Raw genomic sequence first — 26,115 nt, 5'->3', positions numbered from 1 at the left:
TTTGCGCTGCTGACTGGCATTTGTTCAGTCAGCAGCTTTCTCATCTTCTTCGCTGAACTTTGCTGCGCCTGGGACGTTCCGCGGTTCATATTTGATGGCATCCGAAGAAAAGACCCTGATGGCAAGCGTTCCTCCATATACCTGCGCGCGGATCAGGATGGGCTGGTTATAAGTGTTTTTAAAGGTAAAATCCGGTCCGTACCAGCTTACGGTTGCATCTCTGCCTGAAGGGACATACGGCACGCGCTTGCTGTGGGAATATCTTTGGATGATGCTTGTTCCGGCATTATCGACAGCATTATAAAGGGTTGAAGATACCTGGCATATCCCGCCACCGATCCCCTCGGACAGTTCTCCCCTGACAATTACCGGAGCTGGGAGATATCCCTTGGCTGCCGTCCTCTTGCCGACTGTTTCATTAAATGAAAATACTTCTCCGGGAAATACAACAATGCTGTCTATTGATCCGGCCGCGAGCCTGATATTCTGTGTTCTGGCCTTATTATGGGAGTTGAAATAGGTCACATATTGGCCGATCTGGCGTGCTTTAACAGATAGAATGAGCTCACTGTCGACCCTTGGATAAATCGGGAGAAGAGGCAGTTCAATGCTCCCTGAACCTGACTGGTAGTAAGTAGTATAAAAACGCGCTGAAAATAAATCCTGATTCAATTTGCTTCCGGGTTTTTCAGGGATGATTCTTTCTCCCGGGCCTATCCTGGCATCCTGCGGCTCTTTATAAGCCAGGCTGTTCATTTTAGCCTGGAATGCTTTAAATTTATCTTCATCTGCCAGCGGCAGGCCGGGTATATTGGCAGAGAATTCTTCTTTCTGGACTTTTATTGCATCCTTGCCTTCCTGCAGCACAGATAACTGTTCCGTTCCAATTCCTCCAGCTGCTGCCATAAGGCCGAAAAATAATAACAGCTTCATCATGCACCTCCCTGAAATAGTATGGGCAAGCCTCCTGAATTTCATGTAATACAGAAGAATGGCTGTACACCTCAAAGAGTGAAGAAAATTCCGGTATATGCTAATATAAATCTGATTATAAAAAAGAATCTTACTATTCAGGGAGGCAGAAATATGTTCAAAAGGGTGGCTTCAGACGTGCTGGGGATCAGTGATATTGGCAGTGTCATCTCGCCGGCTGACTATGATAAGGTCGATGCTGATGATTATGTGATGCATGAAGATAATGAAAAAATCTATTTTTTGATTAAATCCAAATCTGATGAATATTGCTTTACAAACAAAGCAGTCATCCATTTAGATGGGACAAGCGCGATGAGCAAGAAGAGAGTCCTGAAGAGATACAGCTTCAGGGAGCATCAAATTTCAAATGTGTTCCTGGAAACAGCAGGGACAGTCGACATGGATGTAGAGATCAAATTTGTGATAGGCTCTGCCGCTTTCTCCATAGATGTACATAAACGCTTCATTGAAGAACTGAAAGACCTGTATAAAGCCTTGATAAAAATCTCCGAAATTTGTGCGGAAAATGAGCATTCGATGGAGTTTGCCAAAAAGAGCATTGAAGTAGCTTCTGCAACATTGGGCAGGGCTGCAGGGGCAAGGGAAGGAAGCCTGACGGATGATTTCAGGGTGCTGAACGAAACCGCTTTTAACTGGCTGATGAACAGCAGGAAAAAATACCACGTAAAAGATTTTGGATATGTTTTTGAAAAATTCATTAATAATTGAGGACCGGTTCGCTGCAGTATAAGAATTTATTCATAGCGGGGAGATGCGTAGCATGAGTATATCTTTGATGAAGAAAACAGCCGGGGTCGTGCTGGAAAAGAAAAAGCTGTCACACGTCAAGGCGAGGGTCGGCCTGGTTTTAGACATTTCAGGATCGATGCGCACCTTGTACCGGAACGGCACGGTACAAAAAGTAGTGGAGCGGATCTTAGCCGTTGCGAGCCAATTTGATGATGACGGCATGCTCGATATCTGGGTATATGACAATGAGTTCTCAAGGCTGAAGCCGGTGACAGAAAGGGACTTTGAAGGCTATGTTAATCAGTATATCCTGAATAACGATCTAATCCATAAATTCGGGCGCAATGACGAACCTCCTGTCATGGAGGATGTCATCAGCAAATACACACTGGAAGATCCGAGCAGCGATCCTGCGTTCATTGTCTTTATCAATGATGGCGGCTGCAAAAAGACGATCAGGAAACCGATTGTAAAATCGGCAGGCAAGCCTATTTTCTGGCAGTTTGTCGGTATTGGCGATGCAAATTTCGACGTGCTGGAAAAATTGGATACAATGGAAGGCCGCTATATTGATAACGCGAATTTTTATCATTTTAAAGATATCGGGCAGGTAAGCGATGAAGAATTGTATGACCATCTTCTTGATGAATTTCCATCATGGATTAAAGAAGCGCGGGAAAAAGGCGTTTTAAAATAAGAAAAGCCTGGCATCTGTCAGGCTTTTCTTATTTTTTCTGAACATTGAAACGTTTATAAATTTAGATCGTATATACAATTAGTAACAACTCCTTGTCATGAGCTATGAATGAACACTCATCACGCAGGGGAATGTAAGAGGAACAACGATCAGCAGGAGGAAATATGAAAAAGATTGCCGTATTGCTTATCTTATGTTCTTTCTTTGCCTCATCTGCCAGTGCCGAAACCCAGCAGGAAGAAAGGAAAGCTGCTATCATCATAGATGATTTTGGAGGAGGCATCGGAGGCGTAAAAGATTTCCTTGAAGGCGATATCCCGATTACAGCAGCAGTGATGCCATTTACAGATCAGACAGCACAGCATGCTGAATGGGCGCATGAAAATGGATTCGAAGTCATGGTCCATCTGCCAATGGAGCCTAAAAGGGGAAAGAAATCATGGCTCGGGCCCAAACCGATCACAACCAATCTGTCTTCTGAAGAAGTCAGGAAAAGGGTCAATGAAGCCATTGACAGCGTTCCCTATGCAAAGGGCCTCAATAATCATATGGGATCGCGGGCAGTGGAAGATGAAGGGATAGTAAGGGAAATCGTAAAAATTGCGAAAGAACGGAAGCTTTATATTGTGGACAGCGGCACAAGCCCTGAATCAAAATTTCCCATCATTGCAAAAGAGCTTGGTGTGCCGCTCATTAAAAGGGATGTATTTCTTGATGACATTTCTTCTGTTTCCCATGTCAGGCGGCAGATGAAGAAGCTGGCGCTGATCACGGAGCAGCAGGGCAGAGGGATCGCAATCGGGCATGTCGGTGTGACTGGCAAGGTCTGTTCGGCAGGGATCCTTCAGGAAAAGGGGTATTTTGAAGAGAAAGGCATCAGAATCGCCCCTGTATCAGAGATCATTTCAAGTGAGATCCGAAAAGAGTATTATCCATTCTATTAAAAGCCACTGGACAAAATGAGGCAGGTGGAAAGGGTGATAATCATGTTATGGCTCATCATTTTAGGCGGGCTCCTTGGATTCGGGGTGCTGGTTGATGTTATCTATCGGAGGAAGGGAATCCAGCATACAGACCCCGAACATAATGAACAGCATGTTTCTTCTTCAGAAAGGGTCTATATTGAATCCCATCTCCATAACAGCCGCCCGGAAAATCAGAATGGCAATTTTTAAGAAAACAAAGAGGCAGCCCAATAAGGCTGCCTCTCAGTTTTAGCTCCGTTTAAATCCTTCTTCTTCAAGATATTCTTTTGCTTCCCGATAAGATAGAAAAGCGGCGTCCAGGTTCAGGCCGGCATATACATTCCACATTTCATCTTCCTCTATGAGGACAAGGGTCTCGCCGCTCCGGCTGCTCCATGTTTCTTCCAGCCTTGCAGCAGGCTGGGCTTCTTCGGCATCATGGCCGGAGAGGGACTGGATCGATTTTGCAATGATATCCCGAAGCTCAGATTCAGAGAAATCCCTGATGTTCACCATGCCTTTGCTGTCAGGCGAATAACTCTGTACATATTCTGCAAAAACAAAGCCATTGCCGTTAGGATGCAGATGGTAAACCACATTTTTCTTGTCTATTGCGCTTTCTTCATAATGGAAGTTGACTCTTCCAAGAGAGACGTCTTTTCTCTCAAGCTCGGGAAATGACTCGATGATCGCTAATTTTTCTTCAAAAGTAAGCATGTTTCCTCCAATGGATAAGGTGTTAATTTTGTGTTCTGCCTATTATACCATTAGAATAGAAGAACAAAAAGCGCGCCTGATGGCGCCAAAGGAAAAGGAGCTGATTGCATGTCTGACACCGGCAAATATCGTGAGCATGTTAAGCCTGGAATGGAAGCGGATATCATCTTAAAGAAGGACCAGCGGTCAGGGGCAAGGACAAGGGGGATCATTAAGGATCTTCTGACCAATTCTTCTTTCCACCCGCATGGAATCAAGGTGAGGCTGACAGACGGCCAAGTGGGCAGAGTGGCAGAAATCATAAAAAAATAGAGGGGCAGCTGATGGCAGCTGCCTCTTTTTTTTGCTCTCCCGTTCACACTTATATTAGGAACATGGCGACAATTGTAGTGGCTGCAAGCCCAATGATGACAGGCAGGAGATTCCTCCTTGCAAGCTCAAAAGGATCCACATTGCAGATGGCTGCTGCAGGGATGAGCGCCCAGGGCACGAGCGTAGTGGTTCCTATAAAAGACATTTAGTCACTTCACCGATACAATAATAATCTCCCTGGACTCATTCGAGCCCCTTTTATATTCATCCTTGGTATCAATGACAATTTGGGTAAATATTGAAGTGATCATTTGTTTTCGTTCATGCTCAGTTGCTAGGGGCCATAAAGACTCTATATTCTCAACAACATAACCTATACTATCGTTTGGTTGTTTTCGACTAGCTGCTATATTTTTCAATTCTACCCTAAGTTCTTTCTCTCTTTGCCTTAGTGCAGATGATTCCGTTATGAGTTCATCAATATCGATAATATCATTTTCGTACATAACCTTTTTCTTTTTTAACTGCTTTTCTAAGTATTTAATTTCTCGATCTAATTCAGCCACTTTTTCTGAGGAGATATCTTTAGCCTGAGTGGAACCATAAATTTCTCCCACAACTTTATTGAATACACTAAACAACTGCTTAACTAAGTTGTCTTCTAAAATCATATGACTATTGCATTTGATTCCAGCTTTTTTACCTGAACAACGGTAGCTTTTTTTGCCTGCGGTCTTATGTCCTGACATTGAGTATCCACAACGATTACATTTCAAAATTGAAGAAAAATAATAACTGCTTGTTTCTCGCTTGCCTCCGATTGTTCTGCGCTTACTTAGAATATCTTGAAGTTGCCAAAACTCTTCTCTTGAAACAATCCTCTCATGATTTCCATCATATAATTTTTGATCTCCGGGTGGCTTTTTAGTTTCTTTCGGACTTGAATTAAAGGTTAAATAGCCTGCATATATAGGGTTGTTGGCGATATCTCTAACGGAGTCAACGTGCCAATTTCCGCCTTTTCTTGTAGGATAGCCTTTTTCAGTTAACTGTTTAGCGACAGTGTAAAAGCCAAAATTTCTTGAGGACTCAAAAATAGTTTTTACGACACTAACCTCTTCTTCATTTACGATAAGATTCTTATCGACCATTTTATATCCGTATGGAGCCATGCCGCCTTTCCACTTGCCTGATTTAATCTTTTTTTCTAATCCAAAACGAACCCTTTCAGCTAAGTTCTCACGTTCCCATTGAGCAATTGCAGCAACAAGAGTAATAAATAACCGACCCATGGCATTAGTGGTGTCATATACCTCGGTGGCACTTTTAAACATACAGTTGTTTTCATCGAGTACTTTAAGAATCTCGTACAAATCAACTACAGAACGAGTGAGGCGATCTAGTCGGTAAACTAGAATTACATCGATATTGCCACTTTTCACTTGTTCCATCATTTTTTCGAATTTAGGGCGATTTAAATCTTTTGCTGAGTAACCTTCGTCAATGTACTTTTCTTTAAGGTCCCAGCCTTGCGATAAGCAGTAGGCCTCTAATTTTTCAATTTGGGCAGGGATAGAATAACCATGCTTTGCTTGCTCTTCTGTTGAAACCCTAACATATACAGCGCACCTCAAGATATAATCCTCCTAGATTGCCGATTTTATTTCATCTTTGCTATAGATATTGAGAGGATTCAATTGAATGACTGTTTCGTTGTAAAGTAGATAGTCTCCATGAATTTCTATATACCGATCTAAGGTTTCTTGTAGAAACTCTTCAGTCACATTAAGAAAGTCAGCCACCTCAAATCGATTGGAACATCCGTGTTTGTATGCTTCAATAAAACTTTTGAAGGGCAGTAATTCCCTATATCCCCAAAGCCTTGCCACTTTCTCTTGTTTGCGATTGCTAATTTTAGTCTGATCTATAATATTTCCGACCGTTTTAAAGTGATGGCCAAGCTCCTCAACTAAAATACAGCCTTTTTCAATAGTGGATAATTTTTTATCGATTGCGATTTTTCCAGACCTGTAGAGACCTTTGAACCCAAACTGGAGATCCTTTTCAAATACAGGGATGTATTCATACTTTTTTAGCAAATTCTCATAGTGCATGTAAAAGCCTCCCTATATTTAGTTGTTTTCGTCACGGAAAATAAAATCGATATATTTTAGAACATCATTCATTTTTTCTTCTGTAATTTCTTTTCCGTCCAAATGTGCTGCAATGGTTTCTAAAGCTTTGGCACGTTTTGTATCCTCAGGAGTCGAATCGGAAATGCCCATTATGTAATCTGGAGATGCATCAAAAAAATCTGCTAGGACTCTTACAATTTCCATTTTTGGATCTGCTAAATTGTTTTCATAACGAGAAATCATACTCTTACTCACTTTTGTCTCATACCGGTCATTGATCTGCTTTACTAACTGATCAATACTTAATTTCCTTGAGGTTCGCAAATTTTTAAGAATGGTTCCAAATGAATGCATACTCCTATTTCTCCTCTTCGATATTATTCTTATCTAATATATTAGCTTACCAATTCCTATAATGCAACATTTTCTAAATGAAATGTTCCTAAAAAGGAATAAAATTTATTGACACGTAAATTTTGTTAATCTATACTAAGGTTGTTCCTATATAGGAACGAACGGAGGTGATGAATATGGCACATTTTAATGAGACAACCTCTAGGAGGCATCAGCCTTACCGGAAAATCAAAGCGTTTCTGGTTGAGAATAGCATCTCCCAGAGGGATCTTGGAGAGTTGATAAATAAGAGCCAGAGCGCGGTAAATCAAAAGTTGAATGGAACAGGAGGGGATTTTTCTCTTCAAGAAGCAAGATTATTAGCAGAGCATTATGGAATTCCTCGTGCTTATTTTTTTGACCTTGATGTTCCTAAATAGGAACAAATGATAGTCCAAGTGTCCCTGTCGCATATGCTGTTTCGAGGTGATAAACATGACATTAATTGAAGTGGAAATGACTCAGGATAAGGTTTTGAAGCTCAAACCGATCATCGAAGGGATCCTATCTAGGAAGTATGGAAAAGAAGTGAAATTTAATGAATTAACTATTGGCGGCATATCAGCAGGGAGAATAAAGGAGGAAGCTTGAAATGCTAAAAATCTTAGATCCTCGAATTGCCTACTACACCAGGAAGGTTGCTGAAAGAAGGTCCCATCATCCATCCGAGAAGCTGCCACGGGCATACACATTCAGAAGTCAGCGACTGATGGCATATAAGAGGCTCATGCATCAGCTGATTGTGGAAGGATCGGAGGTTCAGCCTTGATTAAGATTCTCGAATTATTTGGAGGCATCGGCGCTCCCAGAAAGGCTCTTATCAATTTAGGTGTTGATCACAAGTCAATTGACTATGTTGAGATTCAGGAAAACAGGGTCCGCGCATACAACGCGCTGTACAATCATACACACGAGCCACAGTCAGTTGTTGGCTGGAACCTCAAGCCAGACATTCTTGTTCACGGAAGCCCTTGCCAGGATAACTCCCGTGCTCAATACAGCAGTCCAATTGAAAAAAGCAATAAGAAACGCGGTGCCGAAGAAGGCAGTGGAACCAGAAGCTCACTAATGCATGAAACCATAAAAATTATCAGGAACATGGGCGAGTGGAAGCCAAGGGTTGTTATATGGGAGAACGTGGTTGGAGTCCTGGAGAAAAAGACGATTGGTGCGTTCAATCAATATCTGCGGCAAATGAACGACCTTGGATACTCAAATAGCTTTGATGTACTCGATGCCCGGAACTTTGGCATCCTACAGGCCAGAGAGAGAGTCTTCTGCATTTCAACACTAGGAGAACCATTTAATTTTAAGCAGCTAGAACACAAGCCGATGCGCCATATAACTGAGTTCTTAGAAGCAGATGTGCAGGCGCCTCAGTATTTAATTCAGATCCCAAGCATGCTGAACAAAATTGAAGAAATCAACCCAGTAAAGCCGGGAGATTCATATAAACGTAGACTCGGAGTGATTGAAGAATACTGCTGGACGATAACAGAACGGCAGGATCGCTGTCCAAATGCCGGCATCATTAGAGCAGCAAATAAGCCAGAGTACAGATACTTAACCGAGAGGGAAGTTTGGCGGCTGATGGGATTTAAAGATTCTGATTTTGATCTAATGCTCGAGCAATTTCCAACAAAGGACGGGAAACGCAATGCGACTCTATACGCATTAGCAGGGAACAGCATCGTCGTCCCGGTACTTGAAGCAATATTTAAAGTGCTGATCGAAAGAGAAGCCTTTCTCTTTTACCAACATGGTGAAATTTGATGAACGGTTTCTGAAATAAATAATTCAAAACTGAATACGGAGGTTTCCCATGACCTGGTACTTACTAACGCTGCTGATCGTGTTTCTCGGAATTATGGTTGTCGGATTTATTACAGATGAATTGAAGGGAGGTGTGGAGTTTGAAAATCAGCGCAAAGAGCTGGCTTGCAATGAGTGAAGTTGACCGGTACATGGCCATCTATCGAAGGTTTGTTAGCTGCAATCAATAAGAAGGAGGTTCCTTATGAGGACTATTAAATTCGTATCTCTCAATCTAAAAAACTTTAAATCTCACCGTGATCTCACTGTTAAGTTTGGCGACCTGACGAAGATCACGGGAGACAATGCCAAAGGGAAAAGTTCAATCCCCGAAGCTATTTCATGGCTATTGTACGGCACAACCGTGTTCAATAGCAAGCTTGATCCGACGCCTATTACATACGAGGCGGAGGAAACATTGGTTTCACTTTTGTTGCAAGTCGATGAGAAAGAGGTTCTCCTGGGCCGCGGGCTCAAGAAGGGCAAGACCCAATATTACATCAATGAGGCACCAAAGAAAGCCGGTGACTTTACTGAAATCCTTGAACAGCTGTTTGATAAGGAATTATTCTTCTCCCTATTCAACCCTCAGTACTTCTTTACTCTCCACTGGGAGAAACAGCGTGCCATGGTCCTGCAGTATGTCACGGCGCCTGCTAATAAGGAAGTATTGAAGCATATGCTGGACGAGCAGAAAAAATGCCTAGCGCCTTTAATAAAAAAGCACCACCTAGAAGATCTTGAGGGTATCCATAAGGAAAACAAAAAGCGAATGGATAAAGCGTATATCGCTGCTCAGAGTAGAACTAAAACACTGAAGGAGCAACTGGAACATAATGCACCGCATGTTGCCCTTGATTCACTTAAAGCGGAGCTTGCCCAATTGGTGAAGGCAAGAGACGAAATCGAAAAAGTGACGGACTCTGCTGGAGATAACAATGGCAGAATCAATGTCCTGCAGTCAAAAATTAATGCTCTTGTAAATGAAAGGGACCGAATGAAAGAAGAATTTCAGGTCATGAAGAATGAACAGATTCAGGATACCTGCCGGGTTTGCCGTCAACCATTACAGGATGAATCCTTGAAGGCGACAGAGAGTGAAAAGCAGGAGCGCTTAAATCGGTTTAAGGAAACGTTTCAGCAGGTCGTAAACAAGCGCACAGAGCTGCAGAATCAGCTTGAAAGACTTGAGTATGTTGACGTAACAGAACATCTGGATAAGGCAAGGGAGCTGCAGAGGCAGATTACTCTATTGGAACAAGAAATTCAAAAGCATCGAGAGTTTGAGAGATTGCAAGAACAAGTCAGCCAGGCTCAGTCGGATGAAAAAGAAACCCTTGAGTCTTTGAACGACTCGATCTTTGTCCTGGATACCATCAAAGCATTTAAAGCCAAAGAGGCAGAGCTGCAGACTGAAAAGGTACAAGCCCTGTTTGAAACACTCTCCATCCGACTATTTGAAACGCAGAAGAATGGCGAGGTCAAAAACACATTCATCATTGAAATGGATGGCAAGCCGCACCACATGCTTTCCCTGTCTGAAGGCATCCGCGTCGGACTGGAGCTGCGGGAAGTACTTTCCCGGCAGAGCAAAGTGATTGTTCCTGCATTCGTGGATAATGCTGAATCGATCACGAAGTTCAAGCAGCCATCTGGCCAGCTGATACTGTCCCGGGTAGTTGCCGGCGAGGATTTAGCAATTAAGGCGGTGAGCGAATGAAACATGGTAAACGGCCAACAAAAAACCAAAAGAAAGCTCTACTCTCAGCCGGTCTTAGTCCTACCAAATGGCTTGTTTTTAAGGCTACCAATGGCGAACTACATGTTGTCCACCGTGAAACTGGCAGCACTAAAATTATTCTAGCCTAATAAGGAGGATTCTTTATGTCAGACATTCAGCATCCGGATATAACAAAAACAGAAAAGACTGGATACCCCAATCAGGTAGCTCAGCCGGAGCACTTCGGGTCGGATTATTTCGGTAATGAGATTCTGGTCGGAGACAGCATCATCGTGGATCCATCCAACGGAGAAATCATTTTGGAAAGTTCATTAGAAGATTACCTTCTGGAAGCAAAAGGCTTTCAGTTCAAAATAGCAGATTAATAGGAGGAATTATTTTGGCTAAAAACACAGATCTTGCAACTCAAAATACTTCTTTAAATGAGCTCCATGATATTGGCGGCTTTGGTGTCAATGAGCTAATGACCATGAAAGAAACTGTTGGGAAAGACCTAAGTATTCCTCAGTTTAACTTATTCATGTACCAGTGCAACAGAATGGGGTTAGATCCTTCTCTGCGCCATGCCTTCCCGATCGTTTACGGCGGCAAGATGGATATCCGAGTGTCCTACGAGGGCTTGAAATCACTTGCTCAGAAGTCAGAAGGCTATCAGGGTGTTTTTACACAAGTTGTTTGTGAGAACGAAGTCGATGACTTTGATGTAGTCCTCAATGAGGAAGGAGAAATGATCGGCGTTAAACACAAGCCACGATTCCCGCGTGGAAAAGTCATGGGAGCATACGCGGTGGCCAAAAGAGAAAACCGCAGCAATTATGTGGTCTTCATGGATGTCTCAGAGGTTCAAAAGTGGATGAAAATTAACGGGAAGTTCTGGAAGCAGGATAACGGCGATGTTGATCCGGACATGTTCAAAAAACATGTTGGCACTCGAGCCATTAAAGGACAGTTCGATATTGCTGATGTCATTGTGGAAGGAATGGAAGCTGCTAATGCTGGCAATTCCGATATTCCAGAATATACGCCGCCGGAACGCAAGGATATTACCCCAGTTCACGATGCTATAGAGCAACCAAAGGAACCGGAGCTCTCCGAAGAGGAAAAGCAGATACAAAAGGTTGGAGCAGACATCAATAGGAAATTCCGGAAACTTGGTCTGACCACAAAGGAACAGAAGAATGAATACAAGGAAAAGCATGCACCAAATTTCAAAGCTACACTTGCAGACTATGTCGGCCTGTCCCAGCTGCTTGATATGCATATCGAAATGGAGGAAGTGCAGGCTGCTGACGGGGACTCTCTGGAGTAAGGCATGAAAGTCGATATCTTAGCATCGGGATCCGCGGGGAATTGCATTGCCCTGCGGTCCTCTGAAACTACTATTCTGATTGATGCAGGAATAGCCAAGACAAAGATTGAGAAAAGGCTGCTGGAAGTCGGAATCCGGCCGGACAGCATCAGAGCCATATTTGTAACTCATGCTCATGCTGACCATATCAAGGGGCTACCATTGGCCAGCAAATATAAGATACCGGTCATCGCTGCTGAGGGTGAATGGAAATCCATCCAGGGGGTGGACAGGGACCTGCAGAGGTCAATAAAAGCCGGCATGGATGTCAGGTTTGAGGATTACTTCATTGAGTCCTTCAAGACCCATCACGATGCTCACGATCCACTTGGATATATCGTCAGCGACTTTGAAGGTGAGAAGTGCTCCATCTGCCTGGATACCGGCAAAGTTGATCCGGAAATGCTTTCTGCCATGGAATATTCAAACATCTACATCATTGAAGCCAATCATGAGCCAAACATGGTTGAGGTATCTGATTATCCGAACAGCGTAAAGGCCAGGATCCTCAGCCACGTTGGCCACTTGAGTAATGAGCAAACAGCAGAGGCCCTTTCTAAGCTTGTGAACGGTGTGGGAGAGCAAATATACCTGACGCACTTATCAAGCAAGAATAACATGCCTGCGCTGGCTGAAATGACAGTGAAAAGAGCGCTGGCGAAGAAAGGCTTTAAGCCTAATCAACATTACAGAATTGAGGTTGTCTGATGAATGTGACTATAAATATTAATCCCTCTAAAGAAGAACAACAAAAGGTTGGGGTGCCTATTGAAGTATACCAGGCATTCGAAAGGCTGAAACGATCTTGGTCAACATTAATGCCAAAGGACGATTTGAACTTTCTTTTCTTGAATATACAGCTTCTCGGAGACTTCGGAGACGCCTTAACACTTAAAAGGTTTTCTCGGGATAATCCAACACAGTATGCTGCAGCGCTGGCACACGGTTGGAGGCCTCAGGAAGATGTTCTCCTAGCTGCAGATGTCAAAAAGTTCTTGTCACAATGGCTTGAAGACTACGGCGACTCCGATGATCCAGAAGCCCAACAAGAATTCGCCAACAAAGTCACTCTTTACATGATGGGACACATTGCAAAACAAACATGAACGGATGATTCGTTATGGCAAGTCCACAACTTAAAAACGGATTCACGAGGATTGCCAACGAGATTTTATTACAAATCATGCGGGTCAATCTCAACGGGACGCAGTTCAGGATTGTAATGGCCATCTGGCGCTATACATATGGGTACAAGGGCAGGAAGGAATACGAAATGCCAATCTCCTTAATTGCCAGTCTCATAAATGCCAGCAGGAGCCAAGTAAACCGAGAGCTTTCTGATCTGATAGAACGGAAGATTATTAGTTCCAATGGGATTGGCCCTAGTGGAGGGAGAATATTGGGCTTCAACAAGGATTATGAGAAGTGGGACAGTGAGACGTCTGGAGCGCCGGCAGCAACTAAAAAAGCCCCAGCGCCAAAACAGCCGAAAAAGCCGGCAAAGCCACTAAAATACGATGAGGAAAACTCGTACTACAAAATGGCTGTCTACTTTCATAAGAGAGTGGCAGCCACTGCCAAAGAGTCAGGGGTGGAGCACCTAATCAAAAGAGCTAACCTGCAGACCTGGGCGGATGACTTTAGGAAACTGATTGAAATAGATAGGGTCACAAAAAAGAAGGCCAAGGAAGTCATGGATTGGGTGACAAAGGATGACTTCTGGAAAACAAATGTTTTATCGGCCCGGAAGCTGCGTGAGAAATTTAGTGAACTGGCCATCAAAATGACTGCTTCTCAGAAGCCGAAGCAACGGCAACAAGCGCCCCTGCAGCAACCTGATCCGCGAGATAAGGAAATAGCATTCCAGCGATGGATAGACGAAGGGAATGAGCCAGATGCATTTGATTGGAGCAAGTGATATCCCTGCTGAGCAGTCCGTCCTCGGAGCCGTGTTTCTGGATTCCAATGTCTTGGATGAAATCATCTTCCTCGAGGAAAGGGACTTCTCAGTTCCGAGACACCAAAACGTTTACAAGGTTATGCGGTATCTGGAGAAGAAGGGAAAGCCAATCGACATCATCACTGTCACAGATGCCTTTCAGAGGTTTGGAGGCGTGGAAAACATCGGCGGTGTATCTTACCTCTCTGAGCTGGCCGAGTCCTGCCCTACCACTTCCAATGTAGAGCATTACGCCAGGATCGTTCGCTCGAAGGCCATTGGCCGGCGGGCCCGGAACATGGGGGAAATCATCACGGGAATGTCCCGGGATGACTACGAAACGGATGAAGAGTATTTTGGCACCATCGAAGCTCTTGTCCAGGAAATGCGGCCGCAGGACACGGCTAAGATGAAAAGCTTCTCTGAAGGCAGGCCGGACTATTTTGAGCATTTGGCGAAAAAGGCTGAGTACATCAAAACAGGCTTTGCTCAGTTCGATAACTGGGCCCGGGGGTTATGGCGCGGCTGGCTCTTTGTATCAGCTGGCCGGCCTTCGGTAGGGAAAACAGCCAAGATGCTGCAGCGCCTCTACGGAGTGGCCAAACAGCATCAGGGAGTGGTCCTAATCTTCTCACAGGAGATGGGCGAGAACGAGCTCAAGGACCGTATGATTTCCTCTATCACCGGCATCGGGTACGGCAAGATCAAGAACAAGGACCTCAATGAGAAAGAGCAATCGCAAGTACAAATGGCATATGACGGACTTGAATATCTACCTATCTATATTCAGGATAGTGCAGCAGTCTCTATAGAAGAAGTAAGGGCGACGGCACGGCAATTTAAGCGGAAGTATGGAAAGATAGCCTGCATTGCGGTGGATTACTTGCAGATTATGAACATTCCTCAGAAGAAGGGTGAAACAAGATCTCAGGCAATCGGGAATGTGACAGGTGCAGCAAAACAGATTGCAAGGGAAATGAATTGCTGTTTCATGATGCTATCGCAGATGTCCCGGGCGTTTGAAGGAGCACTCAAGCCACAACTTTCCCACCTGAAGGAGTCTGGATCAATTGAGCAGGATGCTGATGTAGTGGAATTTCTATGGCACGATCCGCAAGATAAGGAAATGGGCGGCAAGGTCATTCAGCAGACCATTGCAAAAGGCAGGGACACCGGGCTGAATGAATTTCGCCTCTTGTTCCAGGGATGGAAGCAGCACTTTGTAGAGCTTTCCAAAAAATAATGGTTGTAAGATAGCCTATTACTAGATTTCACCTTCTTGACAAAGTTCAAGCGCTTTAATCAAGAGATCAATATCAGCGTGAATTTGTTTCTTAATGATGTAATCAGTGCACTTATAATAGTCATTAATTAAATATTCCAATTCAGTTAAAAAGGAAAGTGAGAGGTCATCCAATTCAAAGCTCCTTTCCATTTGACTACTTACTATTATGCGTGACCTTTTTCTCATATCAAGCGATTCGTCAGAACTATTTATAATTAGTGTGAATTCGACAAATTGTTGGTCTTTTAACGAAAGGGAGTGAAGGAATGAAGATTTCCCCCAACGAGTAATCAGCACCTCTATGAAGTAGCAAAAGTTGAAAAAGCACGGATGAAAGATCGGTATGCAGCTGCCAAAGAGCTGCAGGAAAGGAAGAAGAAAAATGCGCTTTGTCGGAATTGACCCAAGTACTAAGACCGGATTTGTTGCACTGGACGAACAGGGGGAAGTGCTAAGGGCAAAGGAGCTGACGGGTGTCGGCTCTGAAGATCCAAAAAGAATGATCACTATGATTGATGACATTATGGATCATATCCAAAAAGGTGATCAGATTGTGATTGAAGGGTTTGGATATGCCTCACAGCAGGCCATCCAACTTGGCGGGATTGGCTGGGGAATCAGAATGGCATTAATGCGCCGGGGCTATCCTTACACTGAAGTTGCTCCTGGAGGTGTTAAAAAGTTTGCTACCGGCAAAGGGAACGCCCCAAAAGAGGACATGGTCCAACCTATAGCTGAACAATGGGGATTCCAGCATTCCAGTGATAACGTCCTCGATGCATATGTGATGGCCCAAATATCATTCTCTTTATCTCTAACAAAGGAACTTGGGGCTATATTGGCGCCGCAGCATCAACTTGAAGTAATTGATACGGTCCTTAATCCTAATGCTAAACCGAAGAAAAAACGGAAGAAGAAGGCCAAATGATGCGGCGGCTGCGGAAGGTTGTCCACGCTCTTACAGAGGAAAAGCTCAATAAATTGGTACTGAGCCATGAAAATTGCGGCTGGAAGGTGGCCAGTGAATTGAGGAAGTTTCATAACGGGATCGGGTACCTGGTGACATTTGATCCGGAGATGAGGACGCAATGAGGGAAATCAAGATGAATATCCAGAGCTTCTGGGAGCCACCTGAACGCCTTTGTTTCTCTTTATGAGTTTATAGTCTAGCAATTGCTTGAAATTGAAAATAAGCCAATTATAAAGGGGAAATTAACATGCCGAATACTAAGCTGAATGTTCTGTTCAGGAAAATCCAGAAGGATGACAAAAAAGAGGTCCTGGAATTTCATGTGCAGGGGGACGAGCTGCCACACTCTCAGGAACTTGTGCAAATGGCCGGATCAATCGTTGTCCTGGAAGTAGAAACAAGCAAGGCAGGGAAGTTGAACGCAGAATTCAAGTCCATCCAGAGGGATTCCAAGAAGACGACGCTAAAATTCAATGTGAAAGGCGATAGCGAGGACAAGATGATTCAGCTTTACACTTATGCCGGCCGTGGTGTAATGCTTCTTTTGACTCCAAGCCAGATGAGCATTGAGGAGTTCAATGAAGAGCAGCATGATGGCGTTTCTTACACAGTTGATAAAGATGGGAAAGCGCAGGTGAGTCCGGATCAGATGTCTTTGGATGAAGTTGTCGAGGAAGATGGACCGGAGAATGAGGACCAGTTTGAAGATGATGAGGATTCGCTGGAGTAAAGTAGCAGGCTGAGTAAAATAAAACAGGTGCTTTCCAGGCACCTGTTTTCATAGGGGTGAACCCTACAGTCTACTCAACAATAATAGCTTACTCAAACCTCATGCAGTTAGTGATTATATAAAACAAAAAAGGCGCAAAGCTTGTGCCCGATTCCTAGGTGATTTAGAAGAAGTGTGTGCACAGGTGATTTTATGTAAACGTGTATTAAAGGGTGCCCTGTAGATATAGAAAGGTGCATACCAAAGAAAAAGAGGTACTGGGAAGGCACCTTGAAAGGACTCCTTGAATATAGATATACAACCCTAGCGATTGGTAAATAGAAAACAGGTACGGATCAAGTACCTGTTTTCAAGAGAGTGTGATAGTTGGATCGCTGTTCCAACTAATATAATATATGCGTTTATTTAAATAAGGTGCCGGCAGGATATTCAGAGATGCAATGTGGAGTGTTTCCAGCTGGCAACGAGCAATGATATGTTGTTATTGGCTTTTATGGTGATGGATGAACCTTGCACGTTTTATGACTCTGCGTCAATCATTCTTCGGTGAGGTACAGGTTGGATTCAATAAGGTAATTGTAGTTTAAGCGCTATTGATCCTGGTTTCCAAAAAACCACCTGTAGTATACGCGTGACAAGTAGTAGGTAATCCACATTGTTATCAAACTCCAGTACCAAGTCCACTTTTCGTACTTAATTAATTTAGTGTACTTTGCAGCAAAAAGTTCAAAGCCGGTAATAATTGATGAGTAAAACAAATAATATAGCAGCTTAATTATGCTGTTTCTCTTTTCTGGATAATGAACATTAAACAATGAACACAACGCGGGATATACAAAATATTCAAAGGTAAAACTTGATTTCGTTGATTTTCTAAAAAGTAGACGATGTGGATATTTGATTAATTTTTTTTCAACTACTAATAATCCAAATAGCCATGTAAGTACTTGTTTGAATAGAAAAGATACATGCGCTTCACGAATTTTGTTTCTAGGTATGAACTTTACTAATAAAAGCGATGTAACAATTAAAGCGCCGATTTCAATATTTTTTTCAAGCTTCTTTTTCAATGACACTCACCCCTGTAGAGTAGGGTGGCAAAAGTCGGCGTTAATTATGCGAAGATTTTTAAGGTGAATGGGAAGTTCGTAAAAGTAAAAAAAGACCAGAAAGCAAGGCCCTAATGAAGTATAGCTTGAATGGAGGTAGGCCTTGCTCGTGTGATTATCTATCCGTTTCTCATGGCAGATATGCGATACCACACAATTGAACTATGTCTAGGGACATATCCACACTTTAAATCTTAATTAAAATAGCGACTTTCCCTTTAGATTACTTTTCGTGAAAACACGAAGGGCTGTCTAAACCCTTTTCAAGTGCTGAGCCAAAGATCCGTTTAACTAAGCACTAGTCATTCATCGGTGATGTCCAGCTAAAGGTACCGGTTGGATTTAATAAAGAACAGTGTAGGTAAAGTGTATTGGATATATCAATCACTTGTAAATGATTTCCATTAAACTATTGGTTGGGAAAATTAATAATAAAAAAAGACCAGGATTTCTCTCGGCAACCTTAAATAATATTCTACATTTGGGAGGGGTCTAAATGCAAAACCAACCGTTCACACTCCCTGAACTAGACAGAAGGGCAACTCAAGCCAAAGTTGAGGAGTATCTTGAGACATACAGGATTTATAAGTATCTTATGTTTGAAGAAAGGGAGGCATCGATTACGGTCAGTTCAGAAGTCCGATATCACGGACCGACTAATGAAACAGGCGATCAGACCGGGAACATTGCGATATATAACGCAGACCAGCAGCGATATCGAAAAGACTATTGTGAGAGGGTAGAAAGAGCAGTTCGGTTCTTGCCCAGCAAGGAACGTTTTCTAATCGAAGAACGATACATGAGCGAGGAAAGTGAGTACCTCACGGACTACCAAGTGTATTGCTTTAAGTTCCAACCACCAATTAGTGCCATGACTTATTCAAAAATACGGTGGAAAGCATTTTACAGATTAGCATTGAACTTAAATATAGCCGTTTTAAAGCAATAAAAGAAAGTTGGGTATTATGTGCCCAACTTTTTAGCGTTTAGATCGTCTTTTGTCTTTCCATCTAGAATTAGGCTTGTAATCTAGGCTATATAATTTATTGTATTTAGGCTTAAGTTTTTTAATCGTAAGGCTTTCAACGTCTATTCCTTTTTTATTGTTAGCAAAGACGTTATCGAAATTACCTGCAGAAGTAACTAATATCCTATAAATTTCAGTATGAAAATGGCCAGTATTTTTGCTTCTACCTTTGCAATGTTCAAGAATTCCTTCCGCTAAATATGTAGCCCATCCTATATATAATAACTCACCTTTCTCATTATAAAGCCTATAAATTCCACTATGAGGTATATCAATTCTCCATCCCTTAACTCCTACATTTTCAGCCATAATTTCCGCATCTGTCATAAGCCAGCCGTACATACGTTACCTCATTTCGTTGTGAGTATATAAAAATAATAACAAAAAATTATACATTTTTTAGCAAAAAAATATAAATTAATTGTAAGATGTTTGGTCAAAGACGTGATAAATTTATATTATCGGAACTATAGCAAAGGCGCCTACATGGGGTGTCAGAAGGGGGGTGCTTAATTAAGCACTATTGCAAAGGGTGCTTAATTAGAGTACAGTAGAGTGCTTAATTAGAGTACAGTAGAGTGCTTAATTAGAGTACAGTAAAAATTTTTCCTTCATATATGTCCGAGCTCTAAAGATAATCTTTAAAGATAATATTAAAGAAAATATAGTTGCAAATGAGATTTGCAAGGGTCTCAAAACCTTCACAAACAATATTGTTTGGATAGAACCATTGCTTGAGTGCTAATTTGATGTTGAAGGGAATGTGGACATGAATTTTGAAACTAAGTACCTCATAAGATGGGGGATTCCTGGTTGGATGTTTCTCTTTATTATAATCACGTTTTTTTCTCTGGTTGACTTTGATACAGTTAAATCAATAATTTTTAATAAGAATGCTCCTGTAATTGTAGCTTTAATTTCCGTGTTTATTGGTGCTGGAATAATTTTAGGGCATATTATTCATCAGGTTAGTATGAGCTTAGGATTTGTTGTGTGGACTAAGAGAGCGATTTATTTTAAAAAAGAATATGAAATGGACTATAAAATAATTACAGGCAGCTATGGTTCAGAAATCCAACGAATATACAGCTATAGGTTAGGCAATGTGCATGCCCTTAGAGCATTATGGTTTAGTTTGCTTCTATCTCTGTTATCAATAATTACTCTTTCGTTTCTTGTTAATTTCACCCTCAAAATCGGAATATTAATTACAGTTGTCTTTGTAATCAATATTATAGTGTTGAATAATTGGATTTATTTCCAAAACAATTTGGATTATTTTTTGAGGAAAATAAAGTCTGATTTCTAACCAACTAATCTTTGATTTTTAGAAAAAAAGGTGGAGGGAGCCTTAATGTCGAAATAGGTAGAAAAAGGAGTTGGTTTAAAGTGAATAAAGATCTAGAATTATTATCAAGTCAAACTCTAATTGAATATGCTAAAAAGTTGGAGAGTCAATATGTGGTCTCGATTGATGGACAAGATATAGGAATTAAAATTTATGTGGATTCAAACGGATATTATCAGATGGATACTAGTCATTATTACCAAGGGCCTGGTCGAGCAGGGGTATACATTACATCTGCAGCTAATTTTGATTCTGCGGAGGAGGCCCTCATTATTGCAAGAAACCAATTATCGTTGGCTTATGATAACAAGGGTCAATGGGTTAAGAATATAAATTATTAGAAATCATTCCTTCAGGAGTGCTTTTTATATTAGGTATCTGGACAAATGATTCATAATTCCTGGTAAGAAAGAAGCAGGAAAACATCTTCTTTTGTCGAATTAATAATATTAATATTGATGAGAGGGGAATGCTTTTTATGATTACTTATCAGAATGGTATTACAAAGAAATCTTTAAGTTTTGTATTTGACAATTTACACAGACTAGGTGAAATTAACTCTATTGCTCATAAAAGAAATAAATCACAAATCTTCTACGAAACAACTATTAACGGTACCGATGACATCATGATTATTAAAGGTGGATTAGGATCTGGGTATGGTGGAGAAGGTCCAAACGGTTTACACAAATTGCTAGTTGAATTAGGATTATCTGAAGAGTTAGCTAACGAATATGTATATGAAAATACAGACACAGAATATAGTTTTGAAGTTGAATTTTAACAGCTGCTCTTTGGAGTGATTGTTCATTTCGAGGATTGTGGGGAAAAAATGTTTGATCAATTGATATATTTAAAAAGTATAAGGAAGAGGGGAGATAACACTGAATTTTGATTTAATTGAGTTTAGAGAAACTATAGGACAGTTATTAGGTGTATTAATTGAACCTTTATTGCCTATTTTAATTTTAGTTTTATTGCTATTCATAGTTATAAAAGTACCTAATTACCTAGTGAAAATTGGTGGAGGTATTGCGTTAATTTTATGCCTAATCTACGGGAAGTATAGTGAGGTTTTTAGCCCGGTTATTAATATGATTTTTAATTAAGGCATCCATCCGGGTGTCTTTTTAATTTCAAAAAGAAGGGAGCTGTACTTACTTCTTCGCCTGAAATTTATTCAATAGTGCATCCAGCTCCTGGCTGCATTTAATGGTCTCTTTGTTCAATAGTCCCTTTGTATTAGCTAGTTCAATCATCTTATTTCTCTTTATCACGATTGATAAGTAAAGTTCTTCTTTTCTCTCTGATTGGTTGTGTTTGTTGTAATGCAGCTTACTCATTCCTTCTTTAACGCATTTATTCATTAAATCATCAAGCGCTAAACCATTATGCTGGAAAATAAATTCAAAGAAAAGAGTTTCGACAGAATTAGACAAAAATGTAAGGGGAAGGGGACAAATGGCTGAGTATAAAACACAGCAGCAGAAACGAAATTTCTATGATAGTGGACCATGGAAGCAGCTGCGCAAACAAATAAAGCAGCGTGACAATTACGAATGCCAGGAATGTAAACGGCAAGGGCGAGCGGCAGTTGATACTAACCAGTACAGCAAGAGTGCCAAGCGTAAGAAGATCATGCTGCTTGTGGATCATATCAAGGAGCTCGAAGATCATCCGGAGCTGGCACTCTACAAAGAGAACCTGGAGACACTTTGCGTTAGATGCCATAACCTTAAGCATGGCAGGGTGTTCGAGAAAAGAAAACCAAAATGGAATGATGAGAAATGGTAGAGCAAGCCCCCCGGTCAAAAGTTTTGAAATTTTTTTCAGAACAGGGCACCGGAGGTGGGGCTCGATTTTCCAAATTTATCGCGCGTGCAGGCGTGAGGGGAGGGGGGTACCCATGAATGTCTAAGAAATACAGCATAAAAACCCAGGATGAATTGATTGCTGCCGAGATTGAAAAGTGGAATTCGACGCTGAGTAAGATGCCGGCAAACAAGAAGGAGGCAGCTGCTGTCCTGGTGGAGCGCGTTGCCTTTATGACAGTGACTCTGCGGATCCTGGAAGAGGACATCAAGGCCAAGGGGCCGACTTATCGGTTTGAAAATGGCTCGCAAAAGATGCATGTGGAGAACCCCTCCCAGAAGTCTTATAACACCATGATCAACCGATACACGGCAGCATGCGATAAGCTGCTCGCTATGGTTCCGAATGAGGCCCCGGATGTCGATAAGATACAGGCCAAGAAACAGCGCTCTGCAGGCGATTTGATATGATTCATAACCAATATGTCTCGGAGTATATAAAACTCTGGAAAACAGGCCAAATAGAGCTGAATAAAGAGCGCATAAAGCTCATTGCCTACCTGGAGAAATATATCCTTCCCAGAGATGACCTGTACTTTGATGAGGAAATGCTTGAAAACTTCATAAAGTTTGCTGAGCGGTGGTACTTCCCGTTAAACCCGTTTCAAAAATTCCTGGCAGCGTTTGTCTTCCTTTTCTACAAAGAAGATGACGCTATTTTTTATGAGCAATTTTTGTACCTTATGGCCAGGGGTGCCGGGAAGAACGGTCTAATATCTGCATACGCTCACTTCTTCATTAGTCCTTTACATGGCATTCCTCGCTACAACGTCTCAATTGTGGCCAACAACGAGAAGCAGGCAAAGACATCATTCAAGGAGATATATGACACGATTGGCAACCGGGAAGTCCTGGAGGATATGTTCTACCGGACAAAAGTAGAAATCATGAGCTACGATACCAAGAGCATCGTCCAGTTTCATACCTCGAATGCTGGAACAAAGGATGGTTTGCGCGATGGCTGCGTTATTTATGATGAAATCCATTCCTATGCCACCTTTGATACCGTCAATGTTTTCTCCTCAGGTCTCGGTAAGGTGCCGAATTCCCGAGAGTTCTTCATCGGAACGGACGGATATGTCCGGGATGGATTCCTGGATAAGACAAAAGAGCGGGCTGATGCCATCTTAGAAGGCCGGGAGCTGGATGATCCCCTGTTCCCCTTCATCTGCAGAATCGATGACCCGGCAGAGGCTGACGATCCGACGAAATGGGGCAAAGCTAACCCAATGTTCGAGGGAGCGCTTACTCCCTATGCCAAGGGCCTCCTGAAGAAAGTGAAAACGCAGTACCGGCAGTTGAAGACGAATCCATCCAACCGCATGGAGTTTATGACCAAGAGGATGAACTACCCGGAGACGGACCTTGAAAAGTCGGTTGCTCCATGGGAAGAGATACTGGCAACAAATCGAGAAATCCCTAATCTGCAGCACCTGCCTTGTGTAGGCGGCCTTGACTATGCCAGGATAAAAGACTTTGCCGCGGTCGGCCTATTATTCAAAGTGGGAGATGATTACATTTGGAAAACTCATTCGTTTGTGCGGAAAGGTTTTCTGGATACCGTGAAGCTGGAGGCTCCAATAAAGGACTGGGAACAGCAGGGTCTCCTGACAATTGTGGAAGGCCCCGTCATCGAGATTCATCATATCGTGAATTGGTTCGTCCAGATGCGGGAGCAGTACGGACTCATGAAAATAGTAGCCGATACTTTCCGCCTTGACCTGGTAAAAGCAGCATTGGAAGCTGAAGGGTTTGAGATTGAATATATCCGGAATCCGAAGGCTATTCATTCGTTGCTGGCACCCCGGGTGGAAACGATCTTTGCTAAGAAGAACCTCATTTTCGGAGACAATCCTTTGATGCGCTGGTACACCAATAATGTATATGTAAAGACAAAGCCAGACGGCAACAAAGAGTATTTAAAGAAGGATGAGTTCCGGCGCAAGACAGATGGCTTCCAAGCATTCATACATGCCCTATTCAAGGCAGATGAAATCCTGGTGGATGAGGTTGATTTTTTCTTGGCAGATATCCAGTTTTAGAAGGGGGTGAGAACAATTGGATTTTTGGACGCAATACTGAAAAGAAACAGTGAGTTAGGCTTTATGTTTGATGGGGAATTAATTGCCAATATCCCTCTGCGAATTCACATGAAAAAACTTGCTGTTGAGACTTGCGCTGCCTTCCTTGGTCGGACTATCAGTCAATCCGAATTCCGGATTAAAAAAGGCGCCGAGTTTGAGAAAGATGAGCTGTATTATCGGCTCAACGTCAGGCCAAATAAAAACATGACGGCCAGTACTTTCTGGCAAACTGTGATTCTGAAATTGATTTATGACAACGAGTGCTTAATCATCCAGGCAGATGATCAGGATTTGCTAATAGCCGATGACTTCCTCCACAATTCTTATGCTGTCATGGAGGACACGTTTTCCAAAGTGAAAGTAAAAGAATACGAGTACAAGAGAAGTTTCCGACAGAGTGAGGTTCTACATTTGAGGTATACAAACGAGAAGCTAACGCCATTAATTGATGGGCTTTTCTCAGATTATGGTGAGCTTTTTGGCAGGATCCTCAATTCCCAAAAAAGGAAGAGCCAAATCCGCGGGACAGTCGATATGGACATGGTTGCAGCTAAGACTCCTGAGCAGCAAGGAAAATTGCAAGAGTTTATCAATAATATGTACAAGGCCGTTTCGGGAAAAGACATAGCTATCATTCCACAGCAAAAAGGCTTCACTTACAAAGAGCACTTTAGCGGCAATACAAATGGTCCTGGAGTGGATGAAATCAACAAAGTGACCAATGGCTTTTTGGACCAGGTAGCCATGGCTATAGGCATCCCGGTAAGTTTACTCCATGGGGATATGGCCGATGTGGAAAAGCAAACGAAGAATTACATGATGTTCACAGTCAGTCCTTTACTCAAAAAGATTGGGGATGAAGGGAACAGTAAGTTTTTTACGAAGAAAGAGTATTTGTCCGGTAATAAGTTAGATATCAAGAGTATTTCTTATAACAGCTTATTTGACCTGGCAAACAGCATTGATAAGCTCGTTTCTTCCGGGGCCTTTACAGGTAATGAAATCAGGCAGGAGGCTGGGTATGAGCCGTCAACCGATCCGAATCTGGAGAAACACTACATCACGAAGAACTATACGGAAATGCAGACCACTGAAGGAGGTGAGAATGGATGACAGTGAAAATCGAAATCAATGGACCAATCGTTTCTAATGATGATGCATGGATTTATGAATGGTTTGAAATGGAGGCTACTTGGCCACGCAAGGTTATTCAAGAACTGGATAAGGCCAATGGTGAAGATGTTATTTTGACAATCAATAGTCCGGGGGGATATGTGTGGGATGGTTCAGAGATTTATACTGCACTTAAAAATTACCCTGGGTATACTGAGTCACAGATTGTAGGATTAGCAGCTAGCGCAGCCTCTTTCATTGCAACAGGCACTAAAAAAACCCGCATTGCACCTACTGCTCAGATAATGGTTCACAATGCATCTTCAATAGGTTTTGGAGATCATCGTGATATGACCAAAACTGCCGAGAGGTTGAAGGTGACAGACCGAACAATTGTGAATGCCTATATGTTGAAAACCGGTAAGTCAGAAGAAGAATTACTTAACATGATGGCAGAAGAAACTTGGATGGGTCCCCAGCAAGCCCTTGAGTTTGGATTTGTGGATGAAATAATGTTCGCGGATGATTCTATTAAATTTGCGGCATCGGCTGCCAGCGGGCCAGCTCTAATCCCTCAGGCGGTTATTGATGGCATTAGAAACAAGGTTATGAATGAAAAGAACAAGGAACCCGGGAACAAGGGTGATTTCGTCACCAAGGAAGATATGCAGCAGATGTTAAAAGATTTTAAAAATGAATTGAAAAATGAAATACACCCTAAACCAAAAGAGCCTGAACAAGCGCCAGCTGCAAAGCGGAACTTGAGCAAGCTCTTTTTAAATTTAAATTAATTG

38 protein-coding genes and 1 pseudogene are annotated in these 26,115 nt (G+C 42.2%); 30 read left to right on the top strand and 9 right to left on the bottom strand.

Annotated features, from left to right (window positions below; translation table 11 throughout):
• Nucleotides 1–24: 24 nt before the first annotated feature.
• On the bottom strand, nucleotides 25–936 hold the full coding sequence (locus RBB45_RS07480) for a VanW family protein (protein ID WP_009793961.1): 912 nt from the start codon (nucleotides 934–936) through the stop codon (nucleotides 25–27).
• Between the two features lie 150 nt (nucleotides 937–1,086).
• Here RBB45_RS07480 and RBB45_RS07475 point away from each other — a divergent pair, with 150 nt between their 5' ends.
• The 4 genes from RBB45_RS07475 to RBB45_RS07460 all read left to right on the top strand — a co-directional run bounded on the left by RBB45_RS07475 (nucleotide 1,087) and on the right by RBB45_RS07460 (nucleotide 3,597).
• Complete coding sequence (locus RBB45_RS07475) at nucleotides 1,087–1,704, top strand: PH domain-containing protein (protein WP_009793960.1); 618 nt, start codon at nucleotides 1,087–1,089, stop codon at nucleotides 1,702–1,704.
• 52 nt (nucleotides 1,705–1,756) lie between these two features.
• Complete coding sequence (locus RBB45_RS07470) at nucleotides 1,757–2,422, top strand: vWA domain-containing protein (RefSeq protein WP_306009379.1); 666 nt, start codon at nucleotides 1,757–1,759, stop codon at nucleotides 2,420–2,422.
• A gap of 164 nt (nucleotides 2,423–2,586) precedes the next feature.
• Nucleotides 2,587–3,366 (top strand): divergent polysaccharide deacetylase family protein, encoded by a 780-nt coding sequence (locus RBB45_RS07465; RefSeq protein WP_009793958.1) that lies wholly within the window; start codon nucleotides 2,587–2,589, stop codon nucleotides 3,364–3,366.
• 42 nt (nucleotides 3,367–3,408) lie between these two features.
• On the top strand, nucleotides 3,409–3,597 hold the full coding sequence (locus RBB45_RS07460) for a hypothetical protein (protein ID WP_022543577.1): 189 nt from the start codon (nucleotides 3,409–3,411) through the stop codon (nucleotides 3,595–3,597).
• Nucleotides 3,598–3,636: 39 nt separating this feature from the next.
• Here the strand turns inward: RBB45_RS07460 and RBB45_RS07455 are convergent, their stop codons facing one another.
• Entirely contained in the window at nucleotides 3,637–4,104 is a 468-nt protein-coding gene (locus RBB45_RS07455) for a hypothetical protein (RefSeq protein ID WP_101550961.1), read from the bottom strand.
• Between the two features lie 108 nt (nucleotides 4,105–4,212).
• On the opposite strand from RBB45_RS07455, the gene RBB45_RS07450 reads away from it, so the two are divergent.
• Complete coding sequence (locus tag RBB45_RS07450) at nucleotides 4,213–4,416, top strand: YwbE family protein (protein ID WP_009793955.1); 204 nt, start codon at nucleotides 4,213–4,215, stop codon at nucleotides 4,414–4,416.
• A 49-nt stretch (nucleotides 4,417–4,465) separates the two neighbouring features.
• Here the strand turns inward: RBB45_RS07450 and RBB45_RS07445 are convergent.
• The 4 genes and pseudogenes from RBB45_RS07445 to RBB45_RS07430 form a co-directional block, all read right to left on the bottom strand.
• Nucleotides 4,466–4,600: pseudogene (locus tag RBB45_RS07445) on the bottom strand (MFS transporter); the annotation flags it as partial.
• 25 nt (nucleotides 4,601–4,625) lie between these two features.
• Complete coding sequence (locus tag RBB45_RS07440) at nucleotides 4,626–6,050, bottom strand: recombinase family protein (protein ID WP_306009378.1); 1,425 nt, start codon at nucleotides 6,048–6,050, stop codon at nucleotides 4,626–4,628.
• A 12-nt stretch (nucleotides 6,051–6,062) separates the two neighbouring features.
• Nucleotides 6,063–6,530, bottom strand: a complete 468-nt coding sequence (locus tag RBB45_RS07435) for an ImmA/IrrE family metallo-endopeptidase (RefSeq protein ID WP_306009377.1) — start codon at nucleotides 6,528–6,530, stop codon at nucleotides 6,063–6,065.
• 18 nt (nucleotides 6,531–6,548) lie between these two features.
• Nucleotides 6,549–6,905, bottom strand: coding sequence for a helix-turn-helix domain-containing protein (locus tag RBB45_RS07430; protein ID WP_306009376.1), 357 nt, complete (start codon nucleotides 6,903–6,905; stop codon nucleotides 6,549–6,551).
• A gap of 176 nt (nucleotides 6,906–7,081) precedes the next feature.
• On the opposite strand from RBB45_RS07430, the gene RBB45_RS07425 reads away from it, so the two are divergent.
• From RBB45_RS07425 to RBB45_RS07355, 16 genes are all read left to right on the top strand, one after another.
• Nucleotides 7,082–7,324 carry a helix-turn-helix transcriptional regulator gene (locus RBB45_RS07425; protein ID WP_306009375.1) on the top strand — a complete coding sequence of 81 codons (243 nt, stop codon included), beginning with the start codon at nucleotides 7,082–7,084 and terminating at the stop codon, nucleotides 7,322–7,324.
• Between the two features lie 55 nt (nucleotides 7,325–7,379).
• Nucleotides 7,380–7,535 (top strand): hypothetical protein, encoded by a 156-nt coding sequence (locus RBB45_RS07420; protein WP_306009374.1) that lies wholly within the window; start codon nucleotides 7,380–7,382, stop codon nucleotides 7,533–7,535.
• Between the two features lies 1 nt (nucleotide 7,536).
• The gene (locus tag RBB45_RS07415) at nucleotides 7,537–7,713 is read left to right on the top strand and encodes a hypothetical protein (protein ID WP_306009373.1); all 177 of its coding nucleotides are present in this window, start codon (nucleotides 7,537–7,539) and stop codon (nucleotides 7,711–7,713) included.
• Complete coding sequence (locus RBB45_RS07410) at nucleotides 7,710–8,717, top strand: DNA cytosine methyltransferase (protein WP_306009372.1); 1,008 nt, start codon at nucleotides 7,710–7,712, stop codon at nucleotides 8,715–8,717. The genes RBB45_RS07415 and RBB45_RS07410 overlap by 4 nt, the downstream gene beginning before the upstream one ends.
• Nucleotides 8,718–8,766: 49 nt before the next feature.
• Nucleotides 8,767–8,895, top strand: coding sequence for a hypothetical protein (locus tag RBB45_RS07405; protein WP_306009371.1), 129 nt, complete (start codon nucleotides 8,767–8,769; stop codon nucleotides 8,893–8,895).
• Between the two features lie 66 nt (nucleotides 8,896–8,961).
• Nucleotides 8,962–10,476 (top strand): AAA family ATPase, encoded by a 1,515-nt coding sequence (locus RBB45_RS07400; RefSeq protein ID WP_306009370.1) that lies wholly within the window; start codon nucleotides 8,962–8,964, stop codon nucleotides 10,474–10,476.
• Nucleotides 10,473–10,625: a DUF6906 family protein gene (locus tag RBB45_RS26270; protein WP_371931560.1), complete on the top strand. Its 153-nt coding sequence runs from the start codon at nucleotides 10,473–10,475 to the stop codon at nucleotides 10,623–10,625. The genes RBB45_RS07400 and RBB45_RS26270 overlap by 4 nt, the downstream gene beginning before the upstream one ends.
• Nucleotides 10,626–10,640: 15 nt before the next feature.
• Nucleotides 10,641–10,862 carry a YqaI family protein gene (locus RBB45_RS07395; RefSeq protein ID WP_306009369.1) on the top strand — a complete coding sequence of 74 codons (222 nt, stop codon included), beginning with the start codon at nucleotides 10,641–10,643 and terminating at the stop codon, nucleotides 10,860–10,862.
• Between the two features lie 14 nt (nucleotides 10,863–10,876).
• Nucleotides 10,877–11,806, top strand: coding sequence for a RecT family recombinase (locus RBB45_RS07390; protein WP_306009368.1), 930 nt, complete (start codon nucleotides 10,877–10,879; stop codon nucleotides 11,804–11,806).
• 3 nt (nucleotides 11,807–11,809) lie between these two features.
• Nucleotides 11,810–12,553, top strand: a complete 744-nt coding sequence (locus RBB45_RS07385; protein WP_306009367.1) for an MBL fold metallo-hydrolase — start codon at nucleotides 11,810–11,812, stop codon at nucleotides 12,551–12,553.
• Nucleotides 12,553–12,951: a hypothetical protein gene (locus RBB45_RS07380; protein WP_306009366.1), complete on the top strand. Its 399-nt coding sequence runs from the start codon at nucleotides 12,553–12,555 to the stop codon at nucleotides 12,949–12,951. Before RBB45_RS07385 ends, RBB45_RS07380 begins: the two co-directional genes overlap by 1 nt.
• 14 nt (nucleotides 12,952–12,965) lie before the next feature.
• Nucleotides 12,966–13,763 carry a replication protein gene (locus RBB45_RS07375; protein ID WP_306009365.1) on the top strand — a complete coding sequence of 266 codons (798 nt, stop codon included), beginning with the start codon at nucleotides 12,966–12,968 and terminating at the stop codon, nucleotides 13,761–13,763.
• On the top strand, nucleotides 13,741–15,027 hold the full coding sequence (locus RBB45_RS07370) for a replicative DNA helicase (RefSeq protein WP_306009364.1): 1,287 nt from the start codon (nucleotides 13,741–13,743) through the stop codon (nucleotides 15,025–15,027). The genes RBB45_RS07375 and RBB45_RS07370 overlap by 23 nt, the downstream gene beginning before the upstream one ends.
• Before the next feature lie 424 nt (nucleotides 15,028–15,451).
• Nucleotides 15,452–15,997 carry a crossover junction endodeoxyribonuclease RuvC gene (locus RBB45_RS07365; protein ID WP_306009363.1) on the top strand — a complete coding sequence of 182 codons (546 nt, stop codon included), beginning with the start codon at nucleotides 15,452–15,454 and terminating at the stop codon, nucleotides 15,995–15,997.
• Nucleotides 15,994–16,161 carry a hypothetical protein gene (locus tag RBB45_RS07360; protein WP_306009362.1) on the top strand — a complete coding sequence of 56 codons (168 nt, stop codon included), beginning with the start codon at nucleotides 15,994–15,996 and terminating at the stop codon, nucleotides 16,159–16,161. Before RBB45_RS07365 ends, RBB45_RS07360 begins: the two co-directional genes overlap by 4 nt.
• A gap of 125 nt (nucleotides 16,162–16,286) precedes the next feature.
• Entirely contained in the window at nucleotides 16,287–16,769 is a 483-nt protein-coding gene (locus RBB45_RS07355) for a hypothetical protein (RefSeq protein ID WP_306009361.1), read from the top strand.
• A 590-nt stretch (nucleotides 16,770–17,359) separates the two neighbouring features.
• On the opposite strand, the gene RBB45_RS07350 is transcribed toward RBB45_RS07355, so the two are convergent.
• Nucleotides 17,360–17,839, bottom strand: coding sequence for a CBO0543 family protein (locus tag RBB45_RS07350; protein ID WP_306009360.1), 480 nt, complete (start codon nucleotides 17,837–17,839; stop codon nucleotides 17,360–17,362).
• Nucleotides 17,840–18,374: 535 nt separating this feature from the next.
• On the opposite strand from RBB45_RS07350, the gene RBB45_RS07345 reads away from it, so the two are divergent.
• Nucleotides 18,375–18,827 carry an ArpU family phage packaging/lysis transcriptional regulator gene (locus RBB45_RS07345; RefSeq protein WP_306009359.1) on the top strand — a complete coding sequence of 151 codons (453 nt, stop codon included), beginning with the start codon at nucleotides 18,375–18,377 and terminating at the stop codon, nucleotides 18,825–18,827.
• Between the two features lie 30 nt (nucleotides 18,828–18,857).
• On the opposite strand, the gene RBB45_RS07340 is transcribed toward RBB45_RS07345, so the two are convergent.
• Nucleotides 18,858–19,247, bottom strand: a complete 390-nt coding sequence (locus tag RBB45_RS07340) for a GIY-YIG nuclease family protein (RefSeq protein ID WP_306009358.1) — start codon at nucleotides 19,245–19,247, stop codon at nucleotides 18,858–18,860.
• A 427-nt stretch (nucleotides 19,248–19,674) separates the two neighbouring features.
• On the opposite strand from RBB45_RS07340, the gene RBB45_RS07335 reads away from it, so the two are divergent.
• The 3 genes from RBB45_RS07335 (at nucleotide 19,675) to RBB45_RS07325 (ending at nucleotide 21,037) form a co-directional block, all read left to right on the top strand.
• Nucleotides 19,675–20,214, top strand: coding sequence for a BA5345 family protein (locus tag RBB45_RS07335; RefSeq protein WP_306009357.1), 540 nt, complete (start codon nucleotides 19,675–19,677; stop codon nucleotides 20,212–20,214).
• Between the two features lie 80 nt (nucleotides 20,215–20,294).
• Nucleotides 20,295–20,594 carry a hypothetical protein gene (locus RBB45_RS07330; protein WP_306009356.1) on the top strand — a complete coding sequence of 100 codons (300 nt, stop codon included), beginning with the start codon at nucleotides 20,295–20,297 and terminating at the stop codon, nucleotides 20,592–20,594.
• A gap of 137 nt (nucleotides 20,595–20,731) precedes the next feature.
• Nucleotides 20,732–21,037 carry a hypothetical protein gene (locus tag RBB45_RS07325; protein ID WP_306009355.1) on the top strand — a complete coding sequence of 102 codons (306 nt, stop codon included), beginning with the start codon at nucleotides 20,732–20,734 and terminating at the stop codon, nucleotides 21,035–21,037.
• A gap of 373 nt (nucleotides 21,038–21,410) precedes the next feature.
• Here RBB45_RS07325 and RBB45_RS07320 read toward each other — a convergent pair whose 3' ends face one another.
• On the bottom strand, nucleotides 21,411–21,596 hold the full coding sequence (locus RBB45_RS07320) for an aspartyl-phosphate phosphatase Spo0E family protein (RefSeq protein WP_306009354.1): 186 nt from the start codon (nucleotides 21,594–21,596) through the stop codon (nucleotides 21,411–21,413).
• Between the two features lie 118 nt (nucleotides 21,597–21,714).
• Here RBB45_RS07320 and RBB45_RS07315 point away from each other — a divergent pair, with 118 nt between their 5' ends.
• The 5 genes from RBB45_RS07315 (at nucleotide 21,715) to RBB45_RS07295 (ending at nucleotide 26,112) form a co-directional block, all read left to right on the top strand.
• Entirely contained in the window at nucleotides 21,715–22,047 is a 333-nt protein-coding gene (locus RBB45_RS07315) for an HNH endonuclease (protein WP_306009353.1), read from the top strand.
• Nucleotides 22,048–22,163: 116 nt separating this feature from the next.
• Entirely contained in the window at nucleotides 22,164–22,535 is a 372-nt protein-coding gene (locus RBB45_RS07310; RefSeq protein WP_306009352.1) for a hypothetical protein, read from the top strand.
• Nucleotides 22,532–24,166: a terminase TerL endonuclease subunit gene (locus RBB45_RS07305; RefSeq protein WP_306009351.1), complete on the top strand. Its 1,635-nt coding sequence runs from the start codon at nucleotides 22,532–22,534 to the stop codon at nucleotides 24,164–24,166. The genes RBB45_RS07310 and RBB45_RS07305 overlap by 4 nt, the downstream gene beginning before the upstream one ends.
• A 6-nt stretch (nucleotides 24,167–24,172) precedes the next feature.
• Nucleotides 24,173–25,321: a phage portal protein gene (locus RBB45_RS07300; protein ID WP_306009350.1), complete on the top strand. Its 1,149-nt coding sequence runs from the start codon at nucleotides 24,173–24,175 to the stop codon at nucleotides 25,319–25,321.
• On the top strand, nucleotides 25,318–26,112 hold the full coding sequence (locus tag RBB45_RS07295) for a head maturation protease, ClpP-related (RefSeq protein WP_306009349.1): 795 nt from the start codon (nucleotides 25,318–25,320) through the stop codon (nucleotides 26,110–26,112). Before RBB45_RS07300 ends, RBB45_RS07295 begins: the two co-directional genes overlap by 4 nt.
• The last annotated feature ends 3 nt before the right edge of the window (nucleotides 26,113–26,115 follow it).

Origin of the sequence: Bacillus sp. MMSF_3328, assembly GCF_030733525.1 — a bacterium.
In the GTDB taxonomy this organism is placed as follows: Bacteria; Bacillota; Bacilli; order Bacillales; family Cytobacillaceae; genus Bacillus_AB; species Bacillus_AB infantis.
Note: the sequence above shows the minus strand (reverse complement) of the source record. Positions and strands in the feature narration are given on the sequence as shown.